Raw genomic sequence first — 19,906 nt, 5'->3', positions numbered from 1 at the left:
GGGTTTTTTATTTTGGCAAGCTTTTAAAATTGTATTTACTACATTTGAAAAATTATTACATAAATAAACTTTAAGGTTGGACTCCACCAAATTTGTATTATTTACCGCAGACAATAAATACGTAGTAGAGTATTTATTGCAACAACTTATACTTAGCGATAGTATTACAGAAGCCTTAATTTTTGAAGAGTACGACCTAGCAGTAGGTTTTAGAAAAATGCTTGCTAAAAACTGCAAATTAGACTGCTCTATAAATACGTATATAGAATAATTTTTTTGCTCTATTAAAAAACAATCTCTAAATTACTCTCTGTAAGAACTATCTTTTTTTATTGAAAGTAAAAACTTTTGTTTAATGTGAATATGTAATAAAAGAAGTTCATAAATAACTCAAAATATACCCAGATTTGAAAGATTATTTTTATGAGGTTGAGAAACCAAGAATTTTAAAAATTTTAATGTTTTTAAAGGAGTCTTTACCAAAAAAATGTACAAGAAGTAATTATCAACTTACGCAAAATTTATTGCATAAACCATTTAGTTACGAATTAAATCTTCAGGAAAAACTGCAAATAATTGCAGACGAAATGCGTGAGCACTTATTAATTAAAGAGCCCATAAGGATTTTAACACTCAACAATGTTGAAGCAGGAAAGTTTGAAATGATAGATAACTTTAATTGTATTTATATCAATGCAAATACAAATACTCAAAATTTTCATCAAAAAATAGCAATCTTAGCTCACGAAATGTCGCATTATTATTTAATGAGAAAACATAATATTAAAAAAGAGTTTGTAAAAGAGAATGAACTTTTAACAGAATTGAATGCCGTTTATTGTGGATTTGGATTTTTATTATATAACGGATATCACGAAGAAAAAGTAGAAATAGGCAATAAGATTCACAAGCACAAAGTTGGTTATATTAGTACTAAAGTTATACAGGAAACAATAATACAAACAGCTTATGTTAGAAAGCAAAATCCTAATCATATTATGAAAAACTTAGATTTAGGATTTAAAGACACAATTACTTTAAAGTTTAAACTAAAAAAATTAATTAAGGAATACAATTTAGCAATGGCTAATAAAAAACAATAATACATATGATATGTACCGTATACACACATAAAATTGGTGTAGATAAAATTGTAGAAGTACTAAAAAAAAGTATTTCTAATGTAAGTGTAAATACTACAGGAAACTCTAGTAAAGTAGTAGCAGAAACCAAAGGTGGTTTGTTTGGTAAAGGCAGTAAATTACTAATTAATTATAGAGAACGGTTACAGCCAGATTATCAAATTCATGCAACAGAAGATTGCCCTTTAAACGAGAACTTAAAAGGTTTGTATGGTTATATAAATTCTTTGCCTACCAATAATGAAAATGTAAAAGGCTTGTGTTTAGCCAAAGTACAAACTTTAAACGCAGAGTTTTCTATTCAGCAAGAGGGTACCATTAAAAACTTAAAAGAAATAATATTAGAGTTAGCACAAGAATTAGATGCCTTACTTTTTGTACAGCCAGATGCTCTAATTTCAAAATCTAATGGTCAGCATTTTTTAGATAAAAATTTAGACTTAATTATAGATGGTGATGGTAATTGTGAAATAGAGGAATTAGTTGTAAATATAGACTCTAAGTACTATGACAAACCTCAAACAGAAGCTACAGAGGACCAAAAATTAAGAAAAGAACAAAATGATGCCTTTATAGCATCAAAAAATATAAAAGTAAATAAGAATTTACCATTTGTAGAGAGTGAAGATAGTGTAGAAATTCGTTCAGCAAAAGAAATAGCAGAGCGTGTAACTATACTAGCTGTTACTAATTTTGTTGCATTTAATTCTATGTCGGGTTCAGATGCATTAGAGTATATAAGTAAATATAATTTAATTGATTTAGTAACACCAAAAGAATTAGATTTTTTACAAAACCCTACCGAAGACAAAAAAAGTCAAGAAACTTGGAAATGCGAGTGTATTTGGGTGCTTTTTTGGGCATTAGACAAGACAACAGAAATAGGTTTTCCTAACGCATTGGCTGACTTAAATAATATACCAACAGAGCAATATCCCGTAGGTAAAGATAAAGATCCTTGGAATTTTATAAACGCACAAACTAGTGTAAAAAGTACAGCAGAAATATTAAATGCAAACGACTTATATTACCGTTTAGATTGGGCTTGTGTAGACGCAAGAATTAATGGTTTACAAATAGAAGAAGTACACCCAGGCGTAGTTTACGAGCGTCATTACGCATTAAACTGGCTTATAAATTACAACAATGCCCAGTGGGATGATGTTAGTTGCGACACTTAAAATTTTAAATTGAATAAAAATCTAAAAATATGCCTAGAGCTATTATTTTAATTATTGTTGTATTTGCTGCAATTATAATTTTTTCTGTTTTTATTATGCCTAAAAAGAAAAAGAATAATATAGCAGTTGTTAACGACACTAAAAGTTTAAAGTCCAGCAAGGTTCCTGTTGTGGTTGCTAATCAATCTTTATCTTATGCAGATAGACTTTTAGAAACCAAAAAGTATTATCCTTTTGCTATGTGGCAAACAAACTTTACAGAGTTTAATATGGAGCAGTACACAGAGGAAAATTGTAGTGCAGCAAGGCATATTTTTAATACCTTAATAGCTAATTTAATTACTTTAGGAGAAAATGGAAAAGAAATAGAGAAAGTTTCCTTTTTTGAAACTGCTGTAACTGAACTAAATAATTTAAATAGTAATGCTGACGGTTTAATAGAAACCGGAGAAAGAGAAGATTTATGTGAGCTTATAGATCATATTACAATAGCAGCTGATTTAAAACCAGATGATTATGCAGATGGTGAAGGATTAGCCGATTTATGGAGAGAATGGTAAGTTTTAACTAAAAAAACAAGATGAAAACACAGGACCTAAAAAATAAACCAACAGATAAATTAAAAGGAGAACTAAAAGGGTTAAAAGTAATTACAACTGCATTAACAATTGTAGTCTCTTTTTTAATTATTATATGTATTTATGGTTTAGTAGCAAAAGGTAATAATGCTGTTTTTACTCCCTTGTTAGTTGTTGCTTTCTCTACTGGAAGTATGATTCCTTTAAACTATATGAATATGAAAAAAATAAAAAAAGAATTAGAGTCAAGAGGGGTAAATTAAACTTTCTTAAAAACAAAATATAGACTAAAACTAGTACCAGTTTTTTTCAAATATAAAACTATACACTACGCATATAAAAGCATTTTTTTAGTTAAGAATATTTACTGTATTTTCAATATTCAGTTTAAATAAAATAGTAGAAGAATGAGTGACACTGTTCATGGCGATGAAAGATCTAAAGAAGAAATTGAAAAATTAGCACAACAAGCAGAAAGTGGTGCGTATAAAATTTACCCAATACTTAAACCGGGAGACTGGGTTGGTATTAAGGCAGGTGCTGTAAAATCTAACTTAATAGGTACAGAAGACGATTTAAAAGTTGTTGTAGGTTTTGGGTATGATACTCCAGATAATTTTGTGTTTTTAACTCATCAGCATTTAGAAAAATTAGATCCTGATGAAGTTTTACAAGAAGCTTTTAAAAATTTAGAAGAATTTGAGACAGAATTCACCGCAGTAGAGAAGCTAGACAATAAAGTTTTAACTTCTAGCGGACTAGATTTTTGTAGTGAACGCATATTATCTGCAAAACATATGCGTAAAGCACATGAAATGTTAGGAGCAGAAGAAATTTTGGTTAGTATACCTAGACGTACTTGTATGATGGTTGTTGCTAGGCACGCAGATACACAATTATTAGGCACATTTATAAACTTGCACGTTGGTACTTGGGAAGATGACAGTTACGGTAATGCTCCTATTGCAAATTTACTTTTTGTGTTAAAAGAAGGCCAAATAGTGGGTACAATTCCTTTAGAAAAATAATTTTCCTTATTTTTTTATCTAAAAATCAATAATTACAAAAGATGATACATTTAATTGTAGGAAACACTGGTTCTGGTAAAACAACCTACGCTAACAAATTAAAAAATAAAACTGGCGGAATTGTTTTTTCTATAGACAAATGGAATAACACATTGTTTCTTGCAGATAAAAAGCCAGAAGATGGTTTAGAGTGGTTTTTAGAACGAATAAATAGGGCAGAAGAGGTAATTTTAAACCTGGTAACACAGCTGCAAAACACCAATGTAGATGCTATTTTAGATTTAGGGTTATCTAAATTAGAACACAGAGAAAAGTTTAGAAGATTTGCAAGTGAAAATGATTTTAAACTAACAACTCATTTTTTAGATATACCCAAAGAAACCAGACTAAAAAGGGTTTTACAAAGAAATACAGAAAAAGGTGAGACGTTTGAGTTTGAAGTTACAAAAGATAATTTTGACTTTATGGAAACTTGGTTTGAAAAACCAAGCGCAAACGAAATGAAAAATGGAATTGTTATTACAGGGTAATAACAGCTAAAAAATATATACAGATGATTGCAATACGTTTAGACGAAAAAATAGATGGAGAAGTACAAAATCTAATGATAGATACTTTTGAAGTTGTTGGTGCCAATAAAGGTAATTTAACTACTGATGATTTATTAAAAGGAGAAGAAAAGCTAGAACAAGTATTTTTTAAAGTAAAAGAAACTGGTTTTTACAAAGAAAAAGAGGTTGTAAGCCTTGTTAAAGCATTAAATATAGAGTTTCAGGAGAATAATAATACTATTGAAGATGCACTTTATAAAGCTTGGTCTACTATGGTTGCTACAATGAACAAGGCTACATCACAAGAAGATTTTAATGCTAAGTTTGCGTTATTTGTGCCGTTAGTTTTAAAAAAAATGAACGAATTTAAAGCACAAGCAAGCTAATTAAATTTTTTACTTTTTAAAATAGATGTATGAACAACTTGCTCTATGAGGTTAAATATGCTGTAGAAACACATTTTAAATTTCTTCAGGACAATTATAATTTTACACCTTTTGAGCAGGTTTCGTTAGCATATGAATATCACTTTAAAGCAAATGATAGCGCAGGTAATTTTATAAATATTCATATAGAGTTAATAGCCTCTACGCCAATATGGGTAAATTTTAATGGTGTTTATATAGAAAACTTAATTACAGATAACCTTGTAGATAAGTACAATATAGAGTTGCATAATTTGTATGATAGTAACTTTAAAAAATACTTAAAAACAAAAGATACAAAGTATATAAGTGCCAATATAGATAACTATAATTTGTATGGTAACACTTTAAATAACAATCGTTTACAGCGTATTTCTGAACTAATAAAAGAAGATTTTTATAAATTAGTTAGTGCTAGTAAAAAATATAAGGATCTAAAGGAGGAGGAAGCTGTAAAACAAAATCAGCAAATAAATTCTAATACGCTTAAAGAGTTTGCATTACTGGCAAACTCACAAGAATTTAAAGAGAAATTTATTAGTAACAACGTATTAATTGTAGATACAGATAAATGCCAAATAGACATAACATCTATAAAAGAACTGAAAAGTTTAATAAATACATTAACAAAAAATAAAAACAATGTAGTAATTAACTGGCATTTTGTTAATTAATTTAATTATGATTACTTTTTATTGTGTTTTATTATATAATTCTAATCATTTTTCTTTCTTTTTTAATAAATGTTGTATAACTTAACTATCTAAGTAACTCCTTAATTTTGTAAGTTATATATGGCTATAGTGGCAAGTTCAATATTTGTAATAATAGGATTATTTTTAATTCTTGCTTTTCTTTACATTTTAATTAGAAATGGAAAGATAAAAAGAAACGGAATCCTAACTACAGCTAAAGTGGTATCTATATCTCTAGAAAAAGGTTCTGAAAATGAAGAAGGATTTTCTGGTGTTATAAAAGTACCTGTGTATAGTTTTGAGTATTATAAAAACGGAAACTTGCAAAGCCATAGAATTAAAGGAAGAAGTAACTCTAAAGTAGAAATAGGAGATGTAACTCCTGTTTATTTTAATCCTAAAAACCCGCCAAAGGATTACTATTTGCCAAAGAAAGACTTTTTTATAAAGTATGTTTTTTTGGTAATAGGATTTGGTTTTTTTGCTATTGGTATCTCCAAAGGGTTTGATTTTTACAGCAATTATTTTTATGTATTTGGCATTCCTAATATAGATAAAGAAGGCTTCTTTATTAGACTATTCTTTGTGTTTTTAGGGTTTATCTTATGGTCTTCTATTACAAGGATAATTAACAACCTTATTTTTAAAAAGAAAAATAGGGCCGTTGATTTACAGCATAAAAATTACAAGGAATCTATTTGATTCCAATCTGTTTTTTGGTACTCATCAATCCATTCTTTTGGATAGGTAGCATACAAGTCTTTTAATAGTTTCTTGTTAGTATCTGATTTTTTAAAATCCTTGTAAAAGCTACCTAATAACCAAACGTTAGTGTTTTTTAAATTTAACTTATGCAGATTATATAAAACTTCTTTAGAGCTAGTATTAGTATCTAAAAGTAAAAGAACTAAAGAACCAGAAGTTATAAAATCGCTCTTAAAATAAAGAGATAACCCGTTTTTAATACGACGCATTATTGTTTCGTTTTCTAAAAACTGAATAAAGCGAGCTCTCTTTTTACGTAAATTAGGAAATGTTGTATATGAACCACATAGGGTAATAAATTTTAGGCTTTCTGTATAATCTTCATAAGCGGTATCGTAAACACTATCAGCATTTTCGTTATTTATTATTCCAAATAAAAAATATAAATGAGTTGGGTTTAAAAATGTATTATCTAAATCGTTATCATCAATATTATGAGCTACAGCCTTTAAAAATAAAGGATAATGTTTTTCTAAGGGTTTGTATATGTTTCCAAGTTTAAGTTGATAGTAAAATGCCAAATAAATATCTTCATCATCAATTTTAGACATTTTAGAACTCATTACACGGTTTATTTCATAATGATAAGAAGGATAAAACTGCCCTTGAAAATTGTTTTTATAAGCTTCTTTTTCACTAGCTATAAAATGCTTTATAATACCAATATTGTCTTTTTTAATTTCTGCAGCAAAATTTAAATTGCCGTATAATTCATTTTGTTTCTCTAATAAATCGTTTTTCATTTTATACGTTAATTTAACTTTTATTCTGTATAATTTTAAATAGTATCTACTAAATAGTTTTTTGCAGCTTTATTTGCCAGTCTTTTTGCTTTAGTTTCTTGGGTATTAAAAGGGGCAGTGTTAGAAAAAGAAACACCTAGTTCTTTCTCTATTTTCTCTTTAGAAATCTCCAATGCTTTATGCATAAATAAAGGGTACATATCTTTAAAAAACCAGTCTTGCAGATTGTTGTAAAACTTATTATCAAAATCGTAAAAAGTATTTTTTGTGCTTATCTCGTATTTTTTATCATTTAAAATAAAAGAGTAGTGTAAGGCAATAATTATACTAGTGTTGGCACCTTCTTTATCATCTGGCCAGTCATAAATTAAAAATATAGCATTATCTACGCCAATTTTGGGAGTAACTTTTTTAGTCACTTCTTTTTTGCTTGTAATCTCAAAGCCGCCACCAGTGGTTATTTTTAGTATATGTTCTGGATAATCCATTATATTTTTTGTTTAAAAATATAAGAATTATGTATTGGTTATAAATGCCTTTTGTAAGTGTTACTATTTGTTTTGTATTTGCTATTTAGATGTTAAAAATATTCCTGTTTTAAAATGAAAAGGTTAGCTTCGTTTTTATAAGAACGCATACCGCATACATGAAATATTGCTTTTTAAATAATAGTTTAATATACAGTAGTTTACTCTTTTTAGTGTTAAGTTGTACACAACCTAAAAACAACCTAGTAGAGTTTAATAACACTATAAAAATAACAGACAGTCTTTCGCAATTTAAGTATGAAAAGTCAATACAAATATTAGATAGTTTACAAACTAATTTTATAGGAATTACACCTGAGCAAGAAGCTTTAATTCTGTTTAAAAAAGGCGAAATATACTATGTTAACAATATGTATTTAGAGGCTATAACTGCACAAAAAAAAGCAAATAGCTTATTTACAGCCCAAAAAGATATTTACAATAAAACAAGGAGTTTAATAACGCTAAGTGCTGCCAATTTGCGTTTTAAAAATCTAGAGAAGTCTCAAGAATACGCTTTAGAAGCATTAAGCAATGCTACAGAGTTAAAAGACAAAAGACTGCTAGCTAAAGCTAACAATTTATTGTTTCAGTTACATTTTACTTTAGAAGATTACCCTAAAGCTTTAAGCTACATACAAAAGGCAGATAGCCTTTTTACCTACCAAAAAGATACAACATCTGTTATTGCTATAAAAAGTAATATTGCAGCCATTTATTTAAAGGAAAAAAATTATAACAAAGCCTTAGAGGCATACCAAAAAGCACTGCAATTAGGACAATATACCAAGTCACCCCAAACCTTAGTTAAAATTTTAAATAACATAGGTTTTACGTATATAGAAACAGAAAATTATGCATCTGCAGCAAAGTTTTTACAAGCAGCTATAAAGGTAAATAAAAGCATTACCGCTAAAAACGGTGCGCCATATAAAGGCTTAGGGTATACTTACTTTTTAAATAACAATTTTATAATTGCAGAAGGCTATTACAAACAATCGTTAGAAATTTACCAACAGAATAAAGACACGCCACAACAAATACAAATTTTAGACAAGCTTATAACTATTGCCATACGTACTAATAAGCCAGAAGATGCACTTGCGTATCAACAAAAAAGAGATGTACTACAAATAGAGCAGCATAAAAAAGAAACAGAGCGTTTATTAAATTTTTCTAATGTAAAATATAAAACAAAAGAAAAAGAGGCTGAGTTACTATTTTTAAAGCAAATTACTGCTAAAAACAGAATGCTTTACGGTAGTTTGTTTGCTGCGCTATTGTTACTATTGGTTTTGTTAGGTGCCTATTTGTACATTACAAAACTAAAGGCAGCCAATAAGGCATCACAACTAGAGCAGAGCTTGCTTAGAATGCAAATGAATCCGCATTTTATATTTAATACACTTGCCGCAATACAAAATATTACTTTAGAGAAAGACCCTATAAAATCATCTAACTACATAGCTAAATTTGCTAAATTAATTCGTCAGAATTTTGACTATGTACGCAAAGAATCTATTAGTTTAGAACGAGAAATTAATATGATTTCTAACTACATAGAAACACAACAATTACGTTTTGATTATGCTTTTAATTACGTTTTAAATGTTGCTGAAGATTGTGATGTACATACTTTAAAAGTACCACCAATGTTGTTACAACCGTTTTTAGAAAATGCTATAGAATATGGTTTAAAAGAAAAAAAGCAAGGCGGTATTTTAGAGTTATCAATTTATAAAGAAGATGCTAAATTGTGTTTTGTTATTACAGATAATGGTTTGGGAAGATCACATCAATCTAAAACAAAAAAAAGTAAAGAATTGCACGCTACAGATGTTTTTATAGAACGATTAAAATTGCGTAAAAAAGCAGAAGAAAAGAGCTTTGTAATTGAAGATTTATTTAACAAGGAGAACCAACCTATAGGAACAAAAATAGCCTTTAAATTAAGTATTACATGATAAAAGTAGTTATAGTAGAAGACGAGTTTAATGCTCAAAATACCTTATCTAAATTACTAAAATACACTCAAAAAGATATAGATGTAATAGCAACAATAGATACGGTTAATGATGCTATTTTATTTTTAAACGAAAATACACCAGATTTAGTTTTTTTGGATATAGAACTAATTGGTGGTAATGCATTTACAATATTAGATGCATTAGATAAAATATCTTTTAGAATTATTTTTACTACTGCTTATGATGATTTTGCTATACAAGCTATACGCGTAGATGCTATAGATTATTTACTTAAACCAATAGATTCTGATGAGCTTACAGCGTGTATAGACAGGTTTAGAACTTTATACAAGCAAGATAAGAAGGTGCTTAGTTTAGAAATGAAAATTCAGGATTTAGAAACTAAGGACGAGCATAAGAATTTATTAATTAAAACCACTCAAGAGCAACACATATTGCCTTTAAATGACATCATTAGGTGCCAGTCTGATGGGAGTTACACTATTTTTTATACAGCAGATAAAAAAATAATGAGTGCCCGTAATTTAAAGTATTATGAGAATATTTTAAGCGAACAAATATTTGTTAGAGTACACCAATCTCACCTTATAAATATAAATTATATAGAGTCTATTGTGCTAAATAATATTTTATTAAAAGACGGAGAAAAAATTCCGTTAGCCTCTAGAAAAAAGAGCTACTTAAAACAGTTTTTAGCCAATTTGTAAACGGATTTAAAACAAAAAACAACGCTTGTAAAACCGTTTATCACATAAGTGTGTTTTAGTGCTATTTTAGAATCATAGATTATTAAAATTAACACTTAAAACATACAATTATGGGACTTAAAGAAAAGAAAATTACAAAAGCATTTCAAGACGAAAAATTTCCTGCGTTAAAAGAACAAATAACTAAAGCAGCTGGCTTTGATGTTCCTTTAGAAATAGAATGGGAAACATTATTTGAAGACCGTTTTACGCATTTGTATATGGATACATATTCTCAAATTTATTTTGAGCCATTAGTAGAAGCTTTTACAGCAATTACTGCAGATGATATGGGTAAAGAAGCATTACAAGAAGGGCTTAAAAAAGTTGTAATTGTAAACAGAGATAATCACCACAATCCAGAAAGAGCTTATACTTTTACAGATGGTGTTTTAGAAGTAAATCACTGCCCAGTAAGTAATGCTCCAGATGTTAGTAGCAGAGTAAAAGTACTTACAAATTTGTTAGAGAATAACTTGTAAAATATAAGTTATATGCAAACTACTCTAAGAGATTTAACACAAGGAGAAATAAATAATTTAGAGCTAGATTTAGATTTGGCGTATTCTATTTGTAAAAAATATGAACCTGATTTTAGTGGTTCATTTACAGCTAGTCTGTTAACCAAAGTTTTTGGACTTTGGTTAACAGATTCGTCAAATTTTGTAGCTAATGAAGATATAGCAGGCTTTAACTCTAAATGTCTAACCAAACCAACGCCTAAAATGGTAGAGTTTGGTTTAGGAAGTGCTTACGGCGAAGTCTTAAACGAGGAGTTTGGTACCAGTTGGAAGCATATTACAGATGAGTATGGTGCAGAAATTTGCATTCGTCATAAAGATCCTGTGTATACTACTTTCCCTTATACAATAGTTCAAAAAAGAATAGATTCTAAAGAAACTTCTTTTTTTGAGCCTATAATGGAAACTATGAGGTATAACATAGGTAAAAAATAAGAGGCAATTATTTAATGACAGATGATGATAAGGGAAAAGTAGACCTGCAAAAGTTAATAGTAAATAACACCTATGCAGGTTTATTGTTGTTTTATAGAGATTGTGATTTAGATGAATCATTAATTTCTAAGTACAAAAAAAATCAAATTTTAAAAGAAGAAGGCTTTACAGACGTATCTGCATTTAGTGCAGGCTTGTCTAAAAAGGTTAGGTTTACAATTGCAAGTAACAAAGCCATAAATATGGCTAAAATTAATCCGGATGTAGCTAAGTTTGGCTTTTATGTAGTTAGGGCGCCTGGCTTTTTTAAAGTGTTAGATGTATATAAAACAGGAGATAAAACACATATTATTTTACTTCATATAGATAAAGATTATGTTGTGTTTTTTAAAAGGAGCAATATGTCTTTAGACGAACAAATTATAAACTTAGCAAAAAAGAGATTTTCAAGAAATTTAGTAGCAGATTATAATGTGTTTTTATATGAAGAAGAATGGCTAGAGAGAACTAAAAACCCTATAGGAATGACAGATGATGGAGAGCTTTTTTTACTTACAGCCAATAAATAAAACTAAAAAAACCAAGATTAATACTTAAAAATGTAAATGGAAAACGAAAAAAATAACCAAGAATTAAATATGGCTGACTTTAAGATAATAGAGAAATTAAAACCACAATCTTTTAATGATTTAGTTGAAAATTATGCAGGTTTGTCTTTTGAAAAACAATATGTTTTTGGCGATGTAATAGGAGATAATGGTTGGCAACTAGATATGGGTAAAGCTACTATTGCTTTTGGAGAGTTATCTTTTCCAATACAAGTAATAGGTTCATTATCTTTTAATACAAGTTCTTGGATGTGGGGCTGGGCAAACACGCAAAGCGGAATTCCAGAAAATTTATTGTTACAGTCTAATAAGTTGAAAGAATTTGGAGAAGAACATGCTATTAAAGAGCTTATAGAACCTCATTTTAATGTAGATGAAAATTTTGAGCATAAAATGGGAATGGTTGCTTGTGGTTTGTTTAATTCTAAAAGCTATTACTGTGCTAATTACGGACAAGGAACATTGGTTGTAACTATAGATGATAATAAAATACCAGCAATAGATAAGAGCAAACTAGAGAAGGTTTTAACTGTATTTCCTCAGTTAATAAGCTCTATAAGTATAGCGCACGTGAGTGCTTTAAAAAACTATTTAATAGATCGTGACTTTAAGCTTAGTATGTCTGATAAGGAGATAAAAGGAGAAAAAGATGGTAAAGTAGTTACGGCTGAGTTTGATGATTTAGGAAGGTTACAGTCCTTAAGTGGTAAACTCTAAATATTAGAATCCAACTAAACCAAATAAGTAAAGCTCTGTAGCGTAAATGTTACAGGGCTTTTTATGTTTTAAGTATTTAAATAGTATCAAAATTGAATAATAAACATTACTTTCTTAATTAATTTTTTAGTTTTATTTTCTTAAAAAATAATCTGATATCAAACTAAATAAATGAACAACCAATTAAGTCTAATTAAAACTAAAATTTACGATAAGTGTAAACTCACCATAACCAACTTTATATTAGAAGAAGAAAGTAAGGAATATGATGCTTGCAGGTTTTTGTTAAGCGGACACGTTATTATTAGCAGAAACTCTAAAATAACACCTAAAAAACTTGGTCAGTTTGTTACGTTTTGGAAAAGAAGTAAAAGTGGACCAATAGAGCCGTTTAATGCCACAAATAACATAGACTTTTTTATTGTAAACGTAGCAGATCAAGATAAGTTAGGGCAATTTGTTTTTCCTAAATCTGTTTTACAAAAAAAAGGAATACTATCTACAGAGAAAAAGGAGGGTAAAAGGGCATTTAGAGTATACCCTAGTTGGGTTGTGCCAATAAGTAAACAGGCTTTAAAAACCCAAGAGTGGCAATTAAAATATTTTTATATTATTAACCATAAAACTAATTTAGAGAAGGTTAAAACGCTTTATTGTATTCAATAATCCCCTAATGCAGTGATGTATAAATTAAGTAGAACTACTTAATTTGTAAATTATAAACCTAAAGAACCGTTTAATGAAATTACATTATGTATTAATTTTCGTTTTAGTATGTTTTACTACACAAGCACAAGAGTATTACCTAATTAATGCAGAAAGCGGACTAAATGTTAGAGAAAAAGCTAGCGTAACTGGTGAAAAAGTAGCTAAAATACCTTATGGAGTTTTAGTAGAAAAAATTGAAGACACTGCTATTCCTTTAACCATTTACGATAATGGCAAAGCTGTAATGGGTAAATGGGTTAAAATTAAATATGATAATTATTTGTATTTGGTTTCTAACGAAAAAGAGCAAATACAAAATGAAGGTTATGTTTTTGATGGCTACTTAAAACAATATAAGAATCCCAGTTTAAAAATTTCTACTAAAAAAATAAACGAATTAGCGTATACTAAAATAGTTTCTAAGCTTCCAAAAGTTACGCATACATATAAAAAAATAGTAGATCTTGACTCAGTAAAAACCTTATTAAAAGATAAGGTTACTTGGAAAACTATTTTTTATGATGAAAAATATTTAAGAGATGATGCTCTAGAGAGCATTAAATTGGACAATGGACAAAAGATTTTGCTAAATCAAGTATCTAATGACTATAGTTTTTCTAAAGGGTGGTCTGGTTATTATCCAGATCTAGGTATTTTATTGCTAGAGGGCGGACATTCTTCAGATATTGTAATAAATGTTAAAACAGGTGAGTCTAACAATACTGTTGGTAATCCAGAGTATTTAATTCCTTCTCCCACAGGTAAGTACCGCTTAAATGGTTACTATAGTGGCCAGGAATGTGTTACATATTCTCTTCAAAAAAGTATAAATGGTAAATACACTTATTTAGGTAAGCTTAATCCTGATTATGGTATTTGTGTGTTTCATAGTTTTACTTGGGTTAGTGATACTCAGTTTGTTTACACAGTAGTATTACCTGAAGATTATGCAGAAAAGAACCCTAGACTAACATATTATTCAGGAGAAATAGAGGATAAGACACCAACAACGCAGAATACACGCAATTTTAAAGCTATAACTAGTCTAATAAAAACAAGAACATTACCAGCTGCAGATACTACTAATTTTGATAATTTTAGCAAAACCAACTTCTATAAAAAAGAAACAGTTAAACTATTACAGTTACAAAAAATATTTCCCGATTATTTTAAAGAAGGGTATAACAACAAATCTATTGCATCATATAAATTAGAATTTTCTAAAGATTTTTATTCGCTAGTTATAGTTACATACAAAGGAGATCATGAAATGGAATCTACTTTAATTAACTACAGTTTAAATGGTGAATTAATAGATTTTAAAACAATTTCTTATGACGAAATAGCAGAAGGTTGGTCTAGAATAGAATCTAAAATTGAAAAAGATAAACTTACAATTACAGATATCCTTTGGACTGATGAAAAACAAGAAGAAATAACGTATTTTAAGATAGCGTCTAACGGTAAAATTATTCCGGTTACAAAATAACTGTTCAAAATACTGTAGACAACATCATTTCCCTGTAAAAAGGGTGGTGTTTTCACTAGATATAGGCTTATAATCCTAGTGAAATAGTTACATCTTTGAAGTATCTAAATATTGTAATACAACTTTAAAAAGATGGTATGAAACTAAAACACACTTTATCTCTAATATTACTAGCAGCTTTGTTTTTTACTTCTTGTAAAGACCGGCAATATGCTTCTAACATACAAACCAACTATGTAACTAAAAGTAAGGGAGATATTTTTATGAGTAGTAGAATAGAACTATTAGAAGATACCATTAGAGACTTAAAAAAAGAGGTAGATTCTTTAACGTCTTATAAATCAAAGGTTGTAAGCGGAAAATTAATATTTGGAGTAGAAGTTGCAACTTTTCAGCCTTGTGGCAGTGATAAAATATTTTGGATTACTGATAACTATAAAAAAACTGGTAAATTAGAGAAACTTTATTATGCCTTGGCAAACGGAAAAGAACCTTATAGTCCTATTTACGCTAAAATTGAAATAATAGATAAAGGCAAGGATAAGTATGGTTTTGCAGCAGATTACAATGGTACATATGAGTATGTTAATGTTTTAGAGGTAAGACATATAAAGTCTTCAGATTGTAAATAAAATTATAGATTGATGAAAAAAATACTTTTACTCTTATTTTTAGGTATACAATTTGGCTTTGCGCAAACAAGTGTTAAACAAATTAGCTTGTCAGACGCCGCATTGCAATTAACCAAGGATAATGTAACCTACGATCCTAGTTACTTTTCTATAGACTATCCTAATGGCGATGTGCCTAGTGATAAAGGTGTCTGTACAGATGTTATTATTAGAGCGTACCGAAAATTGGGAATAGATTTGCAAGAAAAAGTACATATAGATATGAAGTCTAATTTTAATGTCTATCCAAAATTATGGGGTTTAAAAACTACAGATAAAAATATAGATCACCGCAGAGTACCTAATTTAATGACCTATTTTAAAAGAAAAGGAGAAGAAAAATTAATATCTAAAAAAGCAGAAGATTATGTTGCTGGCGATATAGTTTGTTGGAGTTTAGGAGGAGCCACTACACATATTGGTATTGTTGTAAATAAAAAATCTAAAGATGGTAAAAGAAACTTAATTGTACACAATATTGGAGGTGGCCAAGTTTTACAAGATTGCCTTTTTTCTTTTAAAATTATTGGTCATTATAGGTATAAAATATAGACTTTATTACCCTGTAAACTGCTAGTTTGTTTTTACCATAAGTAGGTTATTTTTAAGCACTAAATATCTTCAACTTTGTTACCTTAATATCTGTAAAGATCCAACAGGAAAACGTTTAATTTATATGCGTATTTATAAAACTATTACATACTTCTGCTTTTTTTTGGTAATGTGCTCTTGCGCAACACTAAAAAATACACCTACGGCAGTAAATAGGGTAGAGTTAACAGCAGATAATTTACATTTAATAAATGGTACATATCAAAATAACATAAAAAATACGCCTTACGCTTCAGAGTTTTTTTGGGGATCTTTTTTTAGCAAAAAGGAGAGTGATGCTGTTTATGGTAATGAGTCCAAAGAAAAACCACCTTTTTTTATCACACTAAAAGCAGTAAACAAAAAAAGAATAAATGCAACTGTTACGTTAAATGATAGTGTTTTAAAAACAATAAAAATTAGAGGCCGAATTAAAAATGGATACTTTGAACAAAATAGAAAAATGTATATTATTCCTATTGCAATTATAAATGTTGCTTATTCATCAAAATTTAGAATAGGACTAATGAGTAATAGCAACGTTACTACAGATTTTCAAAAGATAGAAACAGGAACGGTCTACTTTTTTCATCCATTTAATAACAATATTGCTAGTTATAATTTAGAACATAAAAAAACAGCTAATTTTATTACTGCTCAAAGAGTTTTTAAGTGAGATACAATTAAAACAACAAAAATAGATACAAAATAAAAGTAATTAATAGCAGTTACAAATACTAAAAAGGCAATATAAGATGTTTTACATTATAATAATTATACTAACTATAATTAGTGCATTAACACTAGGTATGTTTAGGAAAAATGCTGTAACACAACCTAAAAAATATATAGTTGTAGTGTCTGCTATAGGCTTAGTTGTGAGCCTAATAATGGGGCTTTATATAGGAACCGCTTATAGTCACGGTTTTGATATTCCGTGGTGGTTTTTTAGTATTCTATTTTTTATAATGATACTAGTCCCGTGCCTTATTTTAGTTGCATTAGCACAATTAAAATTAAAAGTAAAAAAGCGCAGAGATTAAAAAAGTAATACCAGAACAGTAATGAAAGACGATTTAAATAATAAAAACTTAGATATGGATAACGAAGAGTTAGAAGATGATATGCAAGTAAGAACTAAAACTGCAGTAGCAGAACGTATTTTAGGTTTGCTAGCAATTATAGGTAAGGTTCATCAAGGACAAGAACCTAGTTTTAAGTCTTGGATTACCAATAATGGCATAAACAATTACTTGTCTTTTAAAGAAACAGAATTTATAAATACAGTAGAGCCAGAAGAAAATGACATTGTAAACTTTAGTTGGCGAGCAGAGGCCTTAACATCTTTGTTTTGGGCAGTAAATTTAATAGAAGAAATGCCAGCCTTAAATACACAGTTTGATGTGTACAGCATTAGAGAGCTTGCCGAAATAATAGGCAATCCTAAAGCATTTATAAAATCTGTTACGCTAAGGTCTGATGAGGATTTAATGGCCATGGAAACAGAGTTGTATAATCAGCATTGGCGAGTAAGAGACGCACAATTATTTGGTAAAGAAATGCCAGAAGAATTAAACCCTAGTGTTGTATATGAAAGAAGATATGCACTTAGTTGGATAATTGGCTATGGTGATGATTGGGACAGTGTACCAACAGACACCTAAAAATTATAATTAGGATGTTAATACAGTAAAAAACACAAGGCGTTAAATCTATGGTAAAATAGAACAATACGCCTTGTATCACTTCATAAAAAAATCTAATTAACGTATCTTGCAGGCTTCATTTAAAGATGAATCTTATGCAAGACAATAAAACACTAAATTATATAAAAGATGTAGTAGCAAATATGCCAAAAGATTGGTTAAACTTAACTACACATCGTCTAGATATCTACAATGAAGAACTAGCTAAAGTTCAGTTTTTAAATGAGCTAGAGGCTTTATATGTAGCAAATAATAGTACTACAACTGCTTTAAGTGAGTTACACACTGCTTATGACTACATTAGATTAGGTCATCCTTTATCTTGTGTGCTAGAGTGGGGAATAGCAAAACTACACGGTTTAGACACACAAAATGTAATAAGTTTTGACTCTAACACTGTTCCTGTTTTATCAATATTGCGTAAAAATTTATTTGATAAAAAAGAAACTCAAATACTATATACAGGTGAGTTGCCAACTAATTTTAATGTAGATGTTATTAAAAACGTTTATGGCTACAATTTCAACCTAAAAAAAATAAATAGCGCTAATGATGTTACTGCTTTTAATGGTAGTACAGTTTTTATTGAAGATCAGAAAACCATTGGTGCAGTTACCTTAAATTCTAACATAGATTTTTACATAAGCCTACACGGCAAATTAGGTAGTGTTTTAGTAGTTAATACTACAGAGAATACTGCTGCATATGTAAAAGACATACAGCACGTGCGCAGAAGGGAAACAATTGCAATGACACCTGCAAACTCGCTTTTAGCTTTAAACTCACTTACAGCAGAAGCAGAGTATGTATATGTAGAAGAAGATATAAAGGCAGATAAGGCAAGTGTTTTAGCTTCTATAAAAGATATTACTCGTGCAAGTACAAAACCATTAGTTGCCTCTAGCGGATTATCTATACAATATGCTATTTTAATGGGCTTGGTTAATGATGCGTTAGAAAACCATAAAGGAAAAGCTATAAAAATTATTGTACCACCAAACTGTTATGGCGGTACAAATGACCAGGCTAGGAGAGTAGCAGCTTGTTTACAAAATGTTGCTATAGTAGATTTGCCTGTAGATGGTGATAATGATATGGTACAAAGCGTACACACTGTTTTAGACGCTATTGCAGCAGAGGATGCAGTACCTTTAATTATAGCAGAAATACCAACAAATCCACGTGTAGAAGTTCCAGATTTAATTGCGTTAAAAGATGCATTAAGCAAGGAGCGTAAAACACCATCTGGAGCAATAGCAATAGATCCTGTTTTTATATTAGATCAGACATTTTGCCCTAACGTACACTTTTTAGGAGAAGATGATGTATTATCTTCTGTTAGAATAATTTCTTTTGCAAGTGGCTCAAAATTTCCTAGTGGAGGAAAATGTACAGCTGGTTACTGTGTTGGTAATACTAAGGCAGCAGACCTAATGGAGAAAATAGAGTTGCATTTAACGCTTTGTGATAATGAAGCAACGGCATTGCAGTATAGTATATTGGCAGAACAATTGCCAAGTATGAACCAGAGAATTGCAGATGCGTATACAAATACGCGCGACTTTGTAAACTTTATACACGCTAATTTACCAGGAGCAAAAATTAACTTTGTGTCTAAAGAGTTAGCATCAGAAGGCTTTACACCGTCTGTTTTTTCTTTAGACCTACCAACAAAAGGTAATACAGAAGAAGAAAGAGAAACATACAAACGTGCATTAAATTTAAAATTGATTAATTTAATGATAACTAAAATACCAAACGAGAGTAAGTTTTGTGTTAGTTACGGACAATTAAAAGGGTGCTACTGGACTATACCAGCAACCTCTACACAAGGAACAACAAAAGAAGGTGATAAGGATTATATAGTACGTGCATCTTTATCTCCTAATTTAGACTTAGATCTACACAAACAAGTGTTTTTAGAGTTTGTAGCATCAATATAAAAACAGTTTAAAAACGCATATATAAATCGTAAATTGAGAATTGTCTTAAGGCTTTCTCAGTTTACGATTTCGTTTTTTAATCAATGAATCTCAAAGTATCGGGACTTAAATAATTAATAGTATTAATTGAAGATAAATTTCACAATGT

Annotated in this window: 26 protein-coding genes; 24 read left to right on the top strand and 2 right to left on the bottom strand. The window is 29.3% G+C overall.

The window, feature by feature from the left end; translation table 11 throughout:
- Window positions 1-76: 76 nt before the first annotated feature.
- From Q4487_RS03505 to Q4487_RS03460, 10 genes are all read left to right on the top strand, one after another.
- Window positions 77-271 carry a hypothetical protein gene (locus tag Q4487_RS03505; protein ID WP_100895792.1) on the top strand — a complete coding sequence of 65 codons (195 nt, stop codon included), beginning with the start codon at window positions 77-79 and terminating at the stop codon, window positions 269-271.
- A gap of 136 nt (window positions 272-407) precedes the next feature.
- The gene (locus tag Q4487_RS03500; protein WP_303541712.1) at window positions 408-1,103 is read left to right on the top strand and encodes a hypothetical protein; all 696 of its coding nucleotides are present in this window, start codon (window positions 408-410) and stop codon (window positions 1,101-1,103) included.
- Window positions 1,104-1,108: 5 nt separating this feature from the next.
- Window positions 1,109-2,323: a DUF4272 domain-containing protein gene (locus Q4487_RS03495; RefSeq protein WP_303541715.1), complete on the top strand. Its 1,215-nt coding sequence runs from the start codon at window positions 1,109-1,111 to the stop codon at window positions 2,321-2,323.
- Between the two features lie 29 nt (window positions 2,324-2,352).
- The gene (locus Q4487_RS03490) at window positions 2,353-2,883 is read left to right on the top strand and encodes a hypothetical protein (protein ID WP_198519434.1); all 531 of its coding nucleotides are present in this window, start codon (window positions 2,353-2,355) and stop codon (window positions 2,881-2,883) included.
- Between the two features lie 20 nt (window positions 2,884-2,903).
- Complete coding sequence (locus Q4487_RS03485) at window positions 2,904-3,164, top strand: hypothetical protein (RefSeq protein ID WP_303541717.1); 261 nt, start codon at window positions 2,904-2,906, stop codon at window positions 3,162-3,164.
- A gap of 144 nt (window positions 3,165-3,308) precedes the next feature.
- A complete protein-coding gene (locus Q4487_RS03480; protein WP_303541719.1) occupies window positions 3,309-3,929 on the top strand; it encodes a hypothetical protein in 621 nt (206 codons plus the stop codon).
- 41 nt (window positions 3,930-3,970) lie between these two features.
- Entirely contained in the window at window positions 3,971-4,459 is a 489-nt protein-coding gene (locus Q4487_RS03475) for an ATP-binding protein (protein WP_303541721.1), read from the top strand.
- A gap of 23 nt (window positions 4,460-4,482) precedes the next feature.
- A complete protein-coding gene (locus tag Q4487_RS03470) occupies window positions 4,483-4,866 on the top strand; it encodes a hypothetical protein (RefSeq protein ID WP_100895799.1) in 384 nt (127 codons plus the stop codon).
- A 29-nt stretch (window positions 4,867-4,895) separates the two neighbouring features.
- Entirely contained in the window at window positions 4,896-5,579 is a 684-nt protein-coding gene (locus Q4487_RS03465; protein ID WP_303541723.1) for a hypothetical protein, read from the top strand.
- Between the two features lie 120 nt (window positions 5,580-5,699).
- Entirely contained in the window at window positions 5,700-6,302 is a 603-nt protein-coding gene (locus Q4487_RS03460; protein WP_303541725.1) for a DUF3592 domain-containing protein, read from the top strand.
- Here Q4487_RS03460 and Q4487_RS03455 read toward each other — a convergent pair.
- Window positions 6,284-7,108, bottom strand: coding sequence for a hypothetical protein (locus Q4487_RS03455; protein ID WP_303541727.1), 825 nt, complete (start codon window positions 7,106-7,108; stop codon window positions 6,284-6,286). The two genes, Q4487_RS03460 and Q4487_RS03455, sit on opposite strands and share 19 nt — an antisense overlap.
- A 35-nt stretch (window positions 7,109-7,143) precedes the next feature.
- Window positions 7,144-7,596, bottom strand: coding sequence for a hypothetical protein (locus tag Q4487_RS03450; protein ID WP_303541729.1), 453 nt, complete (start codon window positions 7,594-7,596; stop codon window positions 7,144-7,146).
- A gap of 158 nt (window positions 7,597-7,754) precedes the next feature.
- On the opposite strand from Q4487_RS03450, the gene Q4487_RS03445 reads away from it, so the two are divergent.
- The 14 genes from Q4487_RS03445 (at window position 7,755) to Q4487_RS03380 (ending at window position 19,758) form a co-directional block, all read left to right on the top strand.
- Window positions 7,755-9,599 (top strand): tetratricopeptide repeat protein, encoded by a 1,845-nt coding sequence (locus Q4487_RS03445; protein WP_303541731.1) that lies wholly within the window; start codon window positions 7,755-7,757, stop codon window positions 9,597-9,599.
- Window positions 9,596-10,330 (top strand): LytTR family DNA-binding domain-containing protein, encoded by a 735-nt coding sequence (locus tag Q4487_RS03440; RefSeq protein ID WP_303541732.1) that lies wholly within the window; start codon window positions 9,596-9,598, stop codon window positions 10,328-10,330. Before Q4487_RS03445 ends, Q4487_RS03440 begins: the two co-directional genes overlap by 4 nt.
- 110 nt (window positions 10,331-10,440) lie before the next feature.
- Window positions 10,441-10,851 (top strand): hypothetical protein, encoded by a 411-nt coding sequence (locus tag Q4487_RS03435; RefSeq protein WP_100895806.1) that lies wholly within the window; start codon window positions 10,441-10,443, stop codon window positions 10,849-10,851.
- A gap of 12 nt (window positions 10,852-10,863) precedes the next feature.
- Window positions 10,864-11,325 carry a DUF3806 domain-containing protein gene (locus Q4487_RS03430; protein ID WP_303541735.1) on the top strand — a complete coding sequence of 154 codons (462 nt, stop codon included), beginning with the start codon at window positions 10,864-10,866 and terminating at the stop codon, window positions 11,323-11,325.
- Window positions 11,326-11,339: 14 nt separating this feature from the next.
- Window positions 11,340-11,894, top strand: coding sequence for a hypothetical protein (locus Q4487_RS03425; RefSeq protein ID WP_303541737.1), 555 nt, complete (start codon window positions 11,340-11,342; stop codon window positions 11,892-11,894).
- A gap of 36 nt (window positions 11,895-11,930) precedes the next feature.
- A complete protein-coding gene (locus Q4487_RS03420) occupies window positions 11,931-12,650 on the top strand; it encodes a DUF6882 domain-containing protein (RefSeq protein ID WP_303541739.1) in 720 nt (239 codons plus the stop codon).
- 171 nt (window positions 12,651-12,821) lie between these two features.
- The gene (locus Q4487_RS03415) at window positions 12,822-13,316 is read left to right on the top strand and encodes a MepB family protein (protein WP_303541741.1); all 495 of its coding nucleotides are present in this window, start codon (window positions 12,822-12,824) and stop codon (window positions 13,314-13,316) included.
- A gap of 73 nt (window positions 13,317-13,389) precedes the next feature.
- On the top strand, window positions 13,390-14,847 hold the full coding sequence (locus Q4487_RS03410) for an SH3 domain-containing protein (RefSeq protein WP_303541743.1): 1,458 nt from the start codon (window positions 13,390-13,392) through the stop codon (window positions 14,845-14,847).
- A 137-nt stretch (window positions 14,848-14,984) separates the two neighbouring features.
- A complete protein-coding gene (locus tag Q4487_RS03405; RefSeq protein WP_303541745.1) occupies window positions 14,985-15,479 on the top strand; it encodes a hypothetical protein in 495 nt (164 codons plus the stop codon).
- Between the two features lie 12 nt (window positions 15,480-15,491).
- Window positions 15,492-16,070: a DUF1287 domain-containing protein gene (locus tag Q4487_RS03400; RefSeq protein WP_303541747.1), complete on the top strand. Its 579-nt coding sequence runs from the start codon at window positions 15,492-15,494 to the stop codon at window positions 16,068-16,070.
- 124 nt (window positions 16,071-16,194) lie between these two features.
- Window positions 16,195-16,785 carry a hypothetical protein gene (locus Q4487_RS03395; RefSeq protein WP_303541748.1) on the top strand — a complete coding sequence of 197 codons (591 nt, stop codon included), beginning with the start codon at window positions 16,195-16,197 and terminating at the stop codon, window positions 16,783-16,785.
- Between the two features lie 79 nt (window positions 16,786-16,864).
- A complete protein-coding gene (locus Q4487_RS03390) occupies window positions 16,865-17,152 on the top strand; it encodes an acetyltransferase (protein WP_303541750.1) in 288 nt (95 codons plus the stop codon).
- 21 nt (window positions 17,153-17,173) lie between these two features.
- Window positions 17,174-17,773 carry a DUF4272 domain-containing protein gene (locus Q4487_RS03385; protein ID WP_303541752.1) on the top strand — a complete coding sequence of 200 codons (600 nt, stop codon included), beginning with the start codon at window positions 17,174-17,176 and terminating at the stop codon, window positions 17,771-17,773.
- 137 nt (window positions 17,774-17,910) lie between these two features.
- Window positions 17,911-19,758, top strand: a complete 1,848-nt coding sequence (locus tag Q4487_RS03380; protein WP_303541754.1) for a PLP-dependent transferase — start codon at window positions 17,911-17,913, stop codon at window positions 19,756-19,758.
- Window positions 19,759-19,906: the final 148 nt, after the last annotated feature.

The sequence above is a fragment of the Cellulophaga sp. 3_MG-2023 genome, assembly GCF_030546975.1.
Classification (GTDB): domain Bacteria; phylum Bacteroidota; class Bacteroidia; order Flavobacteriales; family Flavobacteriaceae; genus Cellulophaga.
The sequence above is the reverse complement of the archived record's forward strand: the minus strand, read 5'-3'. Positions and strand labels throughout refer to the sequence as shown.

Excerpts from the sequence above, each read along its gene's own strand:
- Q4487_RS03390 (WP_303541750.1), top strand. The coding sequence starts at position 16,865 with ATGTTTTACATTATAATAATTATACTAACTATAATTAGTGCATTAACA.
- Q4487_RS03480 (WP_303541719.1), top strand. The coding sequence starts at position 3,309 with ATGAGTGACACTGTTCATGGCGATGAAAGATCTAAAGAAGAAATTGAA.
- Q4487_RS03385 (WP_303541752.1), top strand. The coding sequence starts at position 17,174 with ATGAAAGACGATTTAAATAATAAAAACTTAGATATGGATAACGAAGAG.
- Q4487_RS03455 (WP_303541727.1), bottom strand. The coding sequence starts at position 7,108 with ATGAAAAACGATTTATTAGAGAAACAAAATGAATTATACGGCAATTTA.
- Q4487_RS03395 (WP_303541748.1), top strand. The coding sequence starts at position 16,195 with ATGCGTATTTATAAAACTATTACATACTTCTGCTTTTTTTTGGTAATG.
- Q4487_RS03425 (WP_303541737.1), top strand. The coding sequence starts at position 11,340 with ATGACAGATGATGATAAGGGAAAAGTAGACCTGCAAAAGTTAATAGTA.
- Q4487_RS03435 (WP_100895806.1), top strand. The coding sequence starts at position 10,441 with ATGGGACTTAAAGAAAAGAAAATTACAAAAGCATTTCAAGACGAAAAA.
- Q4487_RS03465 (WP_303541723.1), top strand. The coding sequence starts at position 4,896 with ATGAACAACTTGCTCTATGAGGTTAAATATGCTGTAGAAACACATTTT.
- Q4487_RS03470 (WP_100895799.1), top strand. The coding sequence starts at position 4,483 with ATGATTGCAATACGTTTAGACGAAAAAATAGATGGAGAAGTACAAAAT.
- Q4487_RS03410 (WP_303541743.1), top strand. The coding sequence starts at position 13,390 with ATGAAATTACATTATGTATTAATTTTCGTTTTAGTATGTTTTACTACA.
- Q4487_RS03460 (WP_303541725.1), top strand. The coding sequence starts at position 5,700 with ATGGCTATAGTGGCAAGTTCAATATTTGTAATAATAGGATTATTTTTA.
- Q4487_RS03445 (WP_303541731.1), top strand. The coding sequence starts at position 7,755 with ATGAAATATTGCTTTTTAAATAATAGTTTAATATACAGTAGTTTACTC.
- Q4487_RS03380 (WP_303541754.1), top strand. The coding sequence starts at position 17,911 with ATGCAAGACAATAAAACACTAAATTATATAAAAGATGTAGTAGCAAAT.
- Q4487_RS03450 (WP_303541729.1), bottom strand. The coding sequence starts at position 7,596 with ATGGATTATCCAGAACATATACTAAAAATAACCACTGGTGGCGGCTTT.
- Q4487_RS03490 (WP_198519434.1), top strand. The coding sequence starts at position 2,353 with ATGCCTAGAGCTATTATTTTAATTATTGTTGTATTTGCTGCAATTATA.
- Q4487_RS03485 (WP_303541717.1), top strand. The coding sequence starts at position 2,904 with ATGAAAACACAGGACCTAAAAAATAAACCAACAGATAAATTAAAAGGA.
- Q4487_RS03400 (WP_303541747.1), top strand. The coding sequence starts at position 15,492 with ATGAAAAAAATACTTTTACTCTTATTTTTAGGTATACAATTTGGCTTT.
- Q4487_RS03420 (WP_303541739.1), top strand. The coding sequence starts at position 11,931 with ATGGAAAACGAAAAAAATAACCAAGAATTAAATATGGCTGACTTTAAG.
- Q4487_RS03415 (WP_303541741.1), top strand. The coding sequence starts at position 12,822 with ATGAACAACCAATTAAGTCTAATTAAAACTAAAATTTACGATAAGTGT.
- Q4487_RS03430 (WP_303541735.1), top strand. The coding sequence starts at position 10,864 with ATGCAAACTACTCTAAGAGATTTAACACAAGGAGAAATAAATAATTTA.
- Q4487_RS03405 (WP_303541745.1), top strand. The coding sequence starts at position 14,985 with ATGAAACTAAAACACACTTTATCTCTAATATTACTAGCAGCTTTGTTT.
- Q4487_RS03495 (WP_303541715.1), top strand. The coding sequence starts at position 1,109 with ATGATATGTACCGTATACACACATAAAATTGGTGTAGATAAAATTGTA.
- Q4487_RS03475 (WP_303541721.1), top strand. The coding sequence starts at position 3,971 with ATGATACATTTAATTGTAGGAAACACTGGTTCTGGTAAAACAACCTAC.
- Q4487_RS03440 (WP_303541732.1), top strand. The coding sequence starts at position 9,596 with ATGATAAAAGTAGTTATAGTAGAAGACGAGTTTAATGCTCAAAATACC.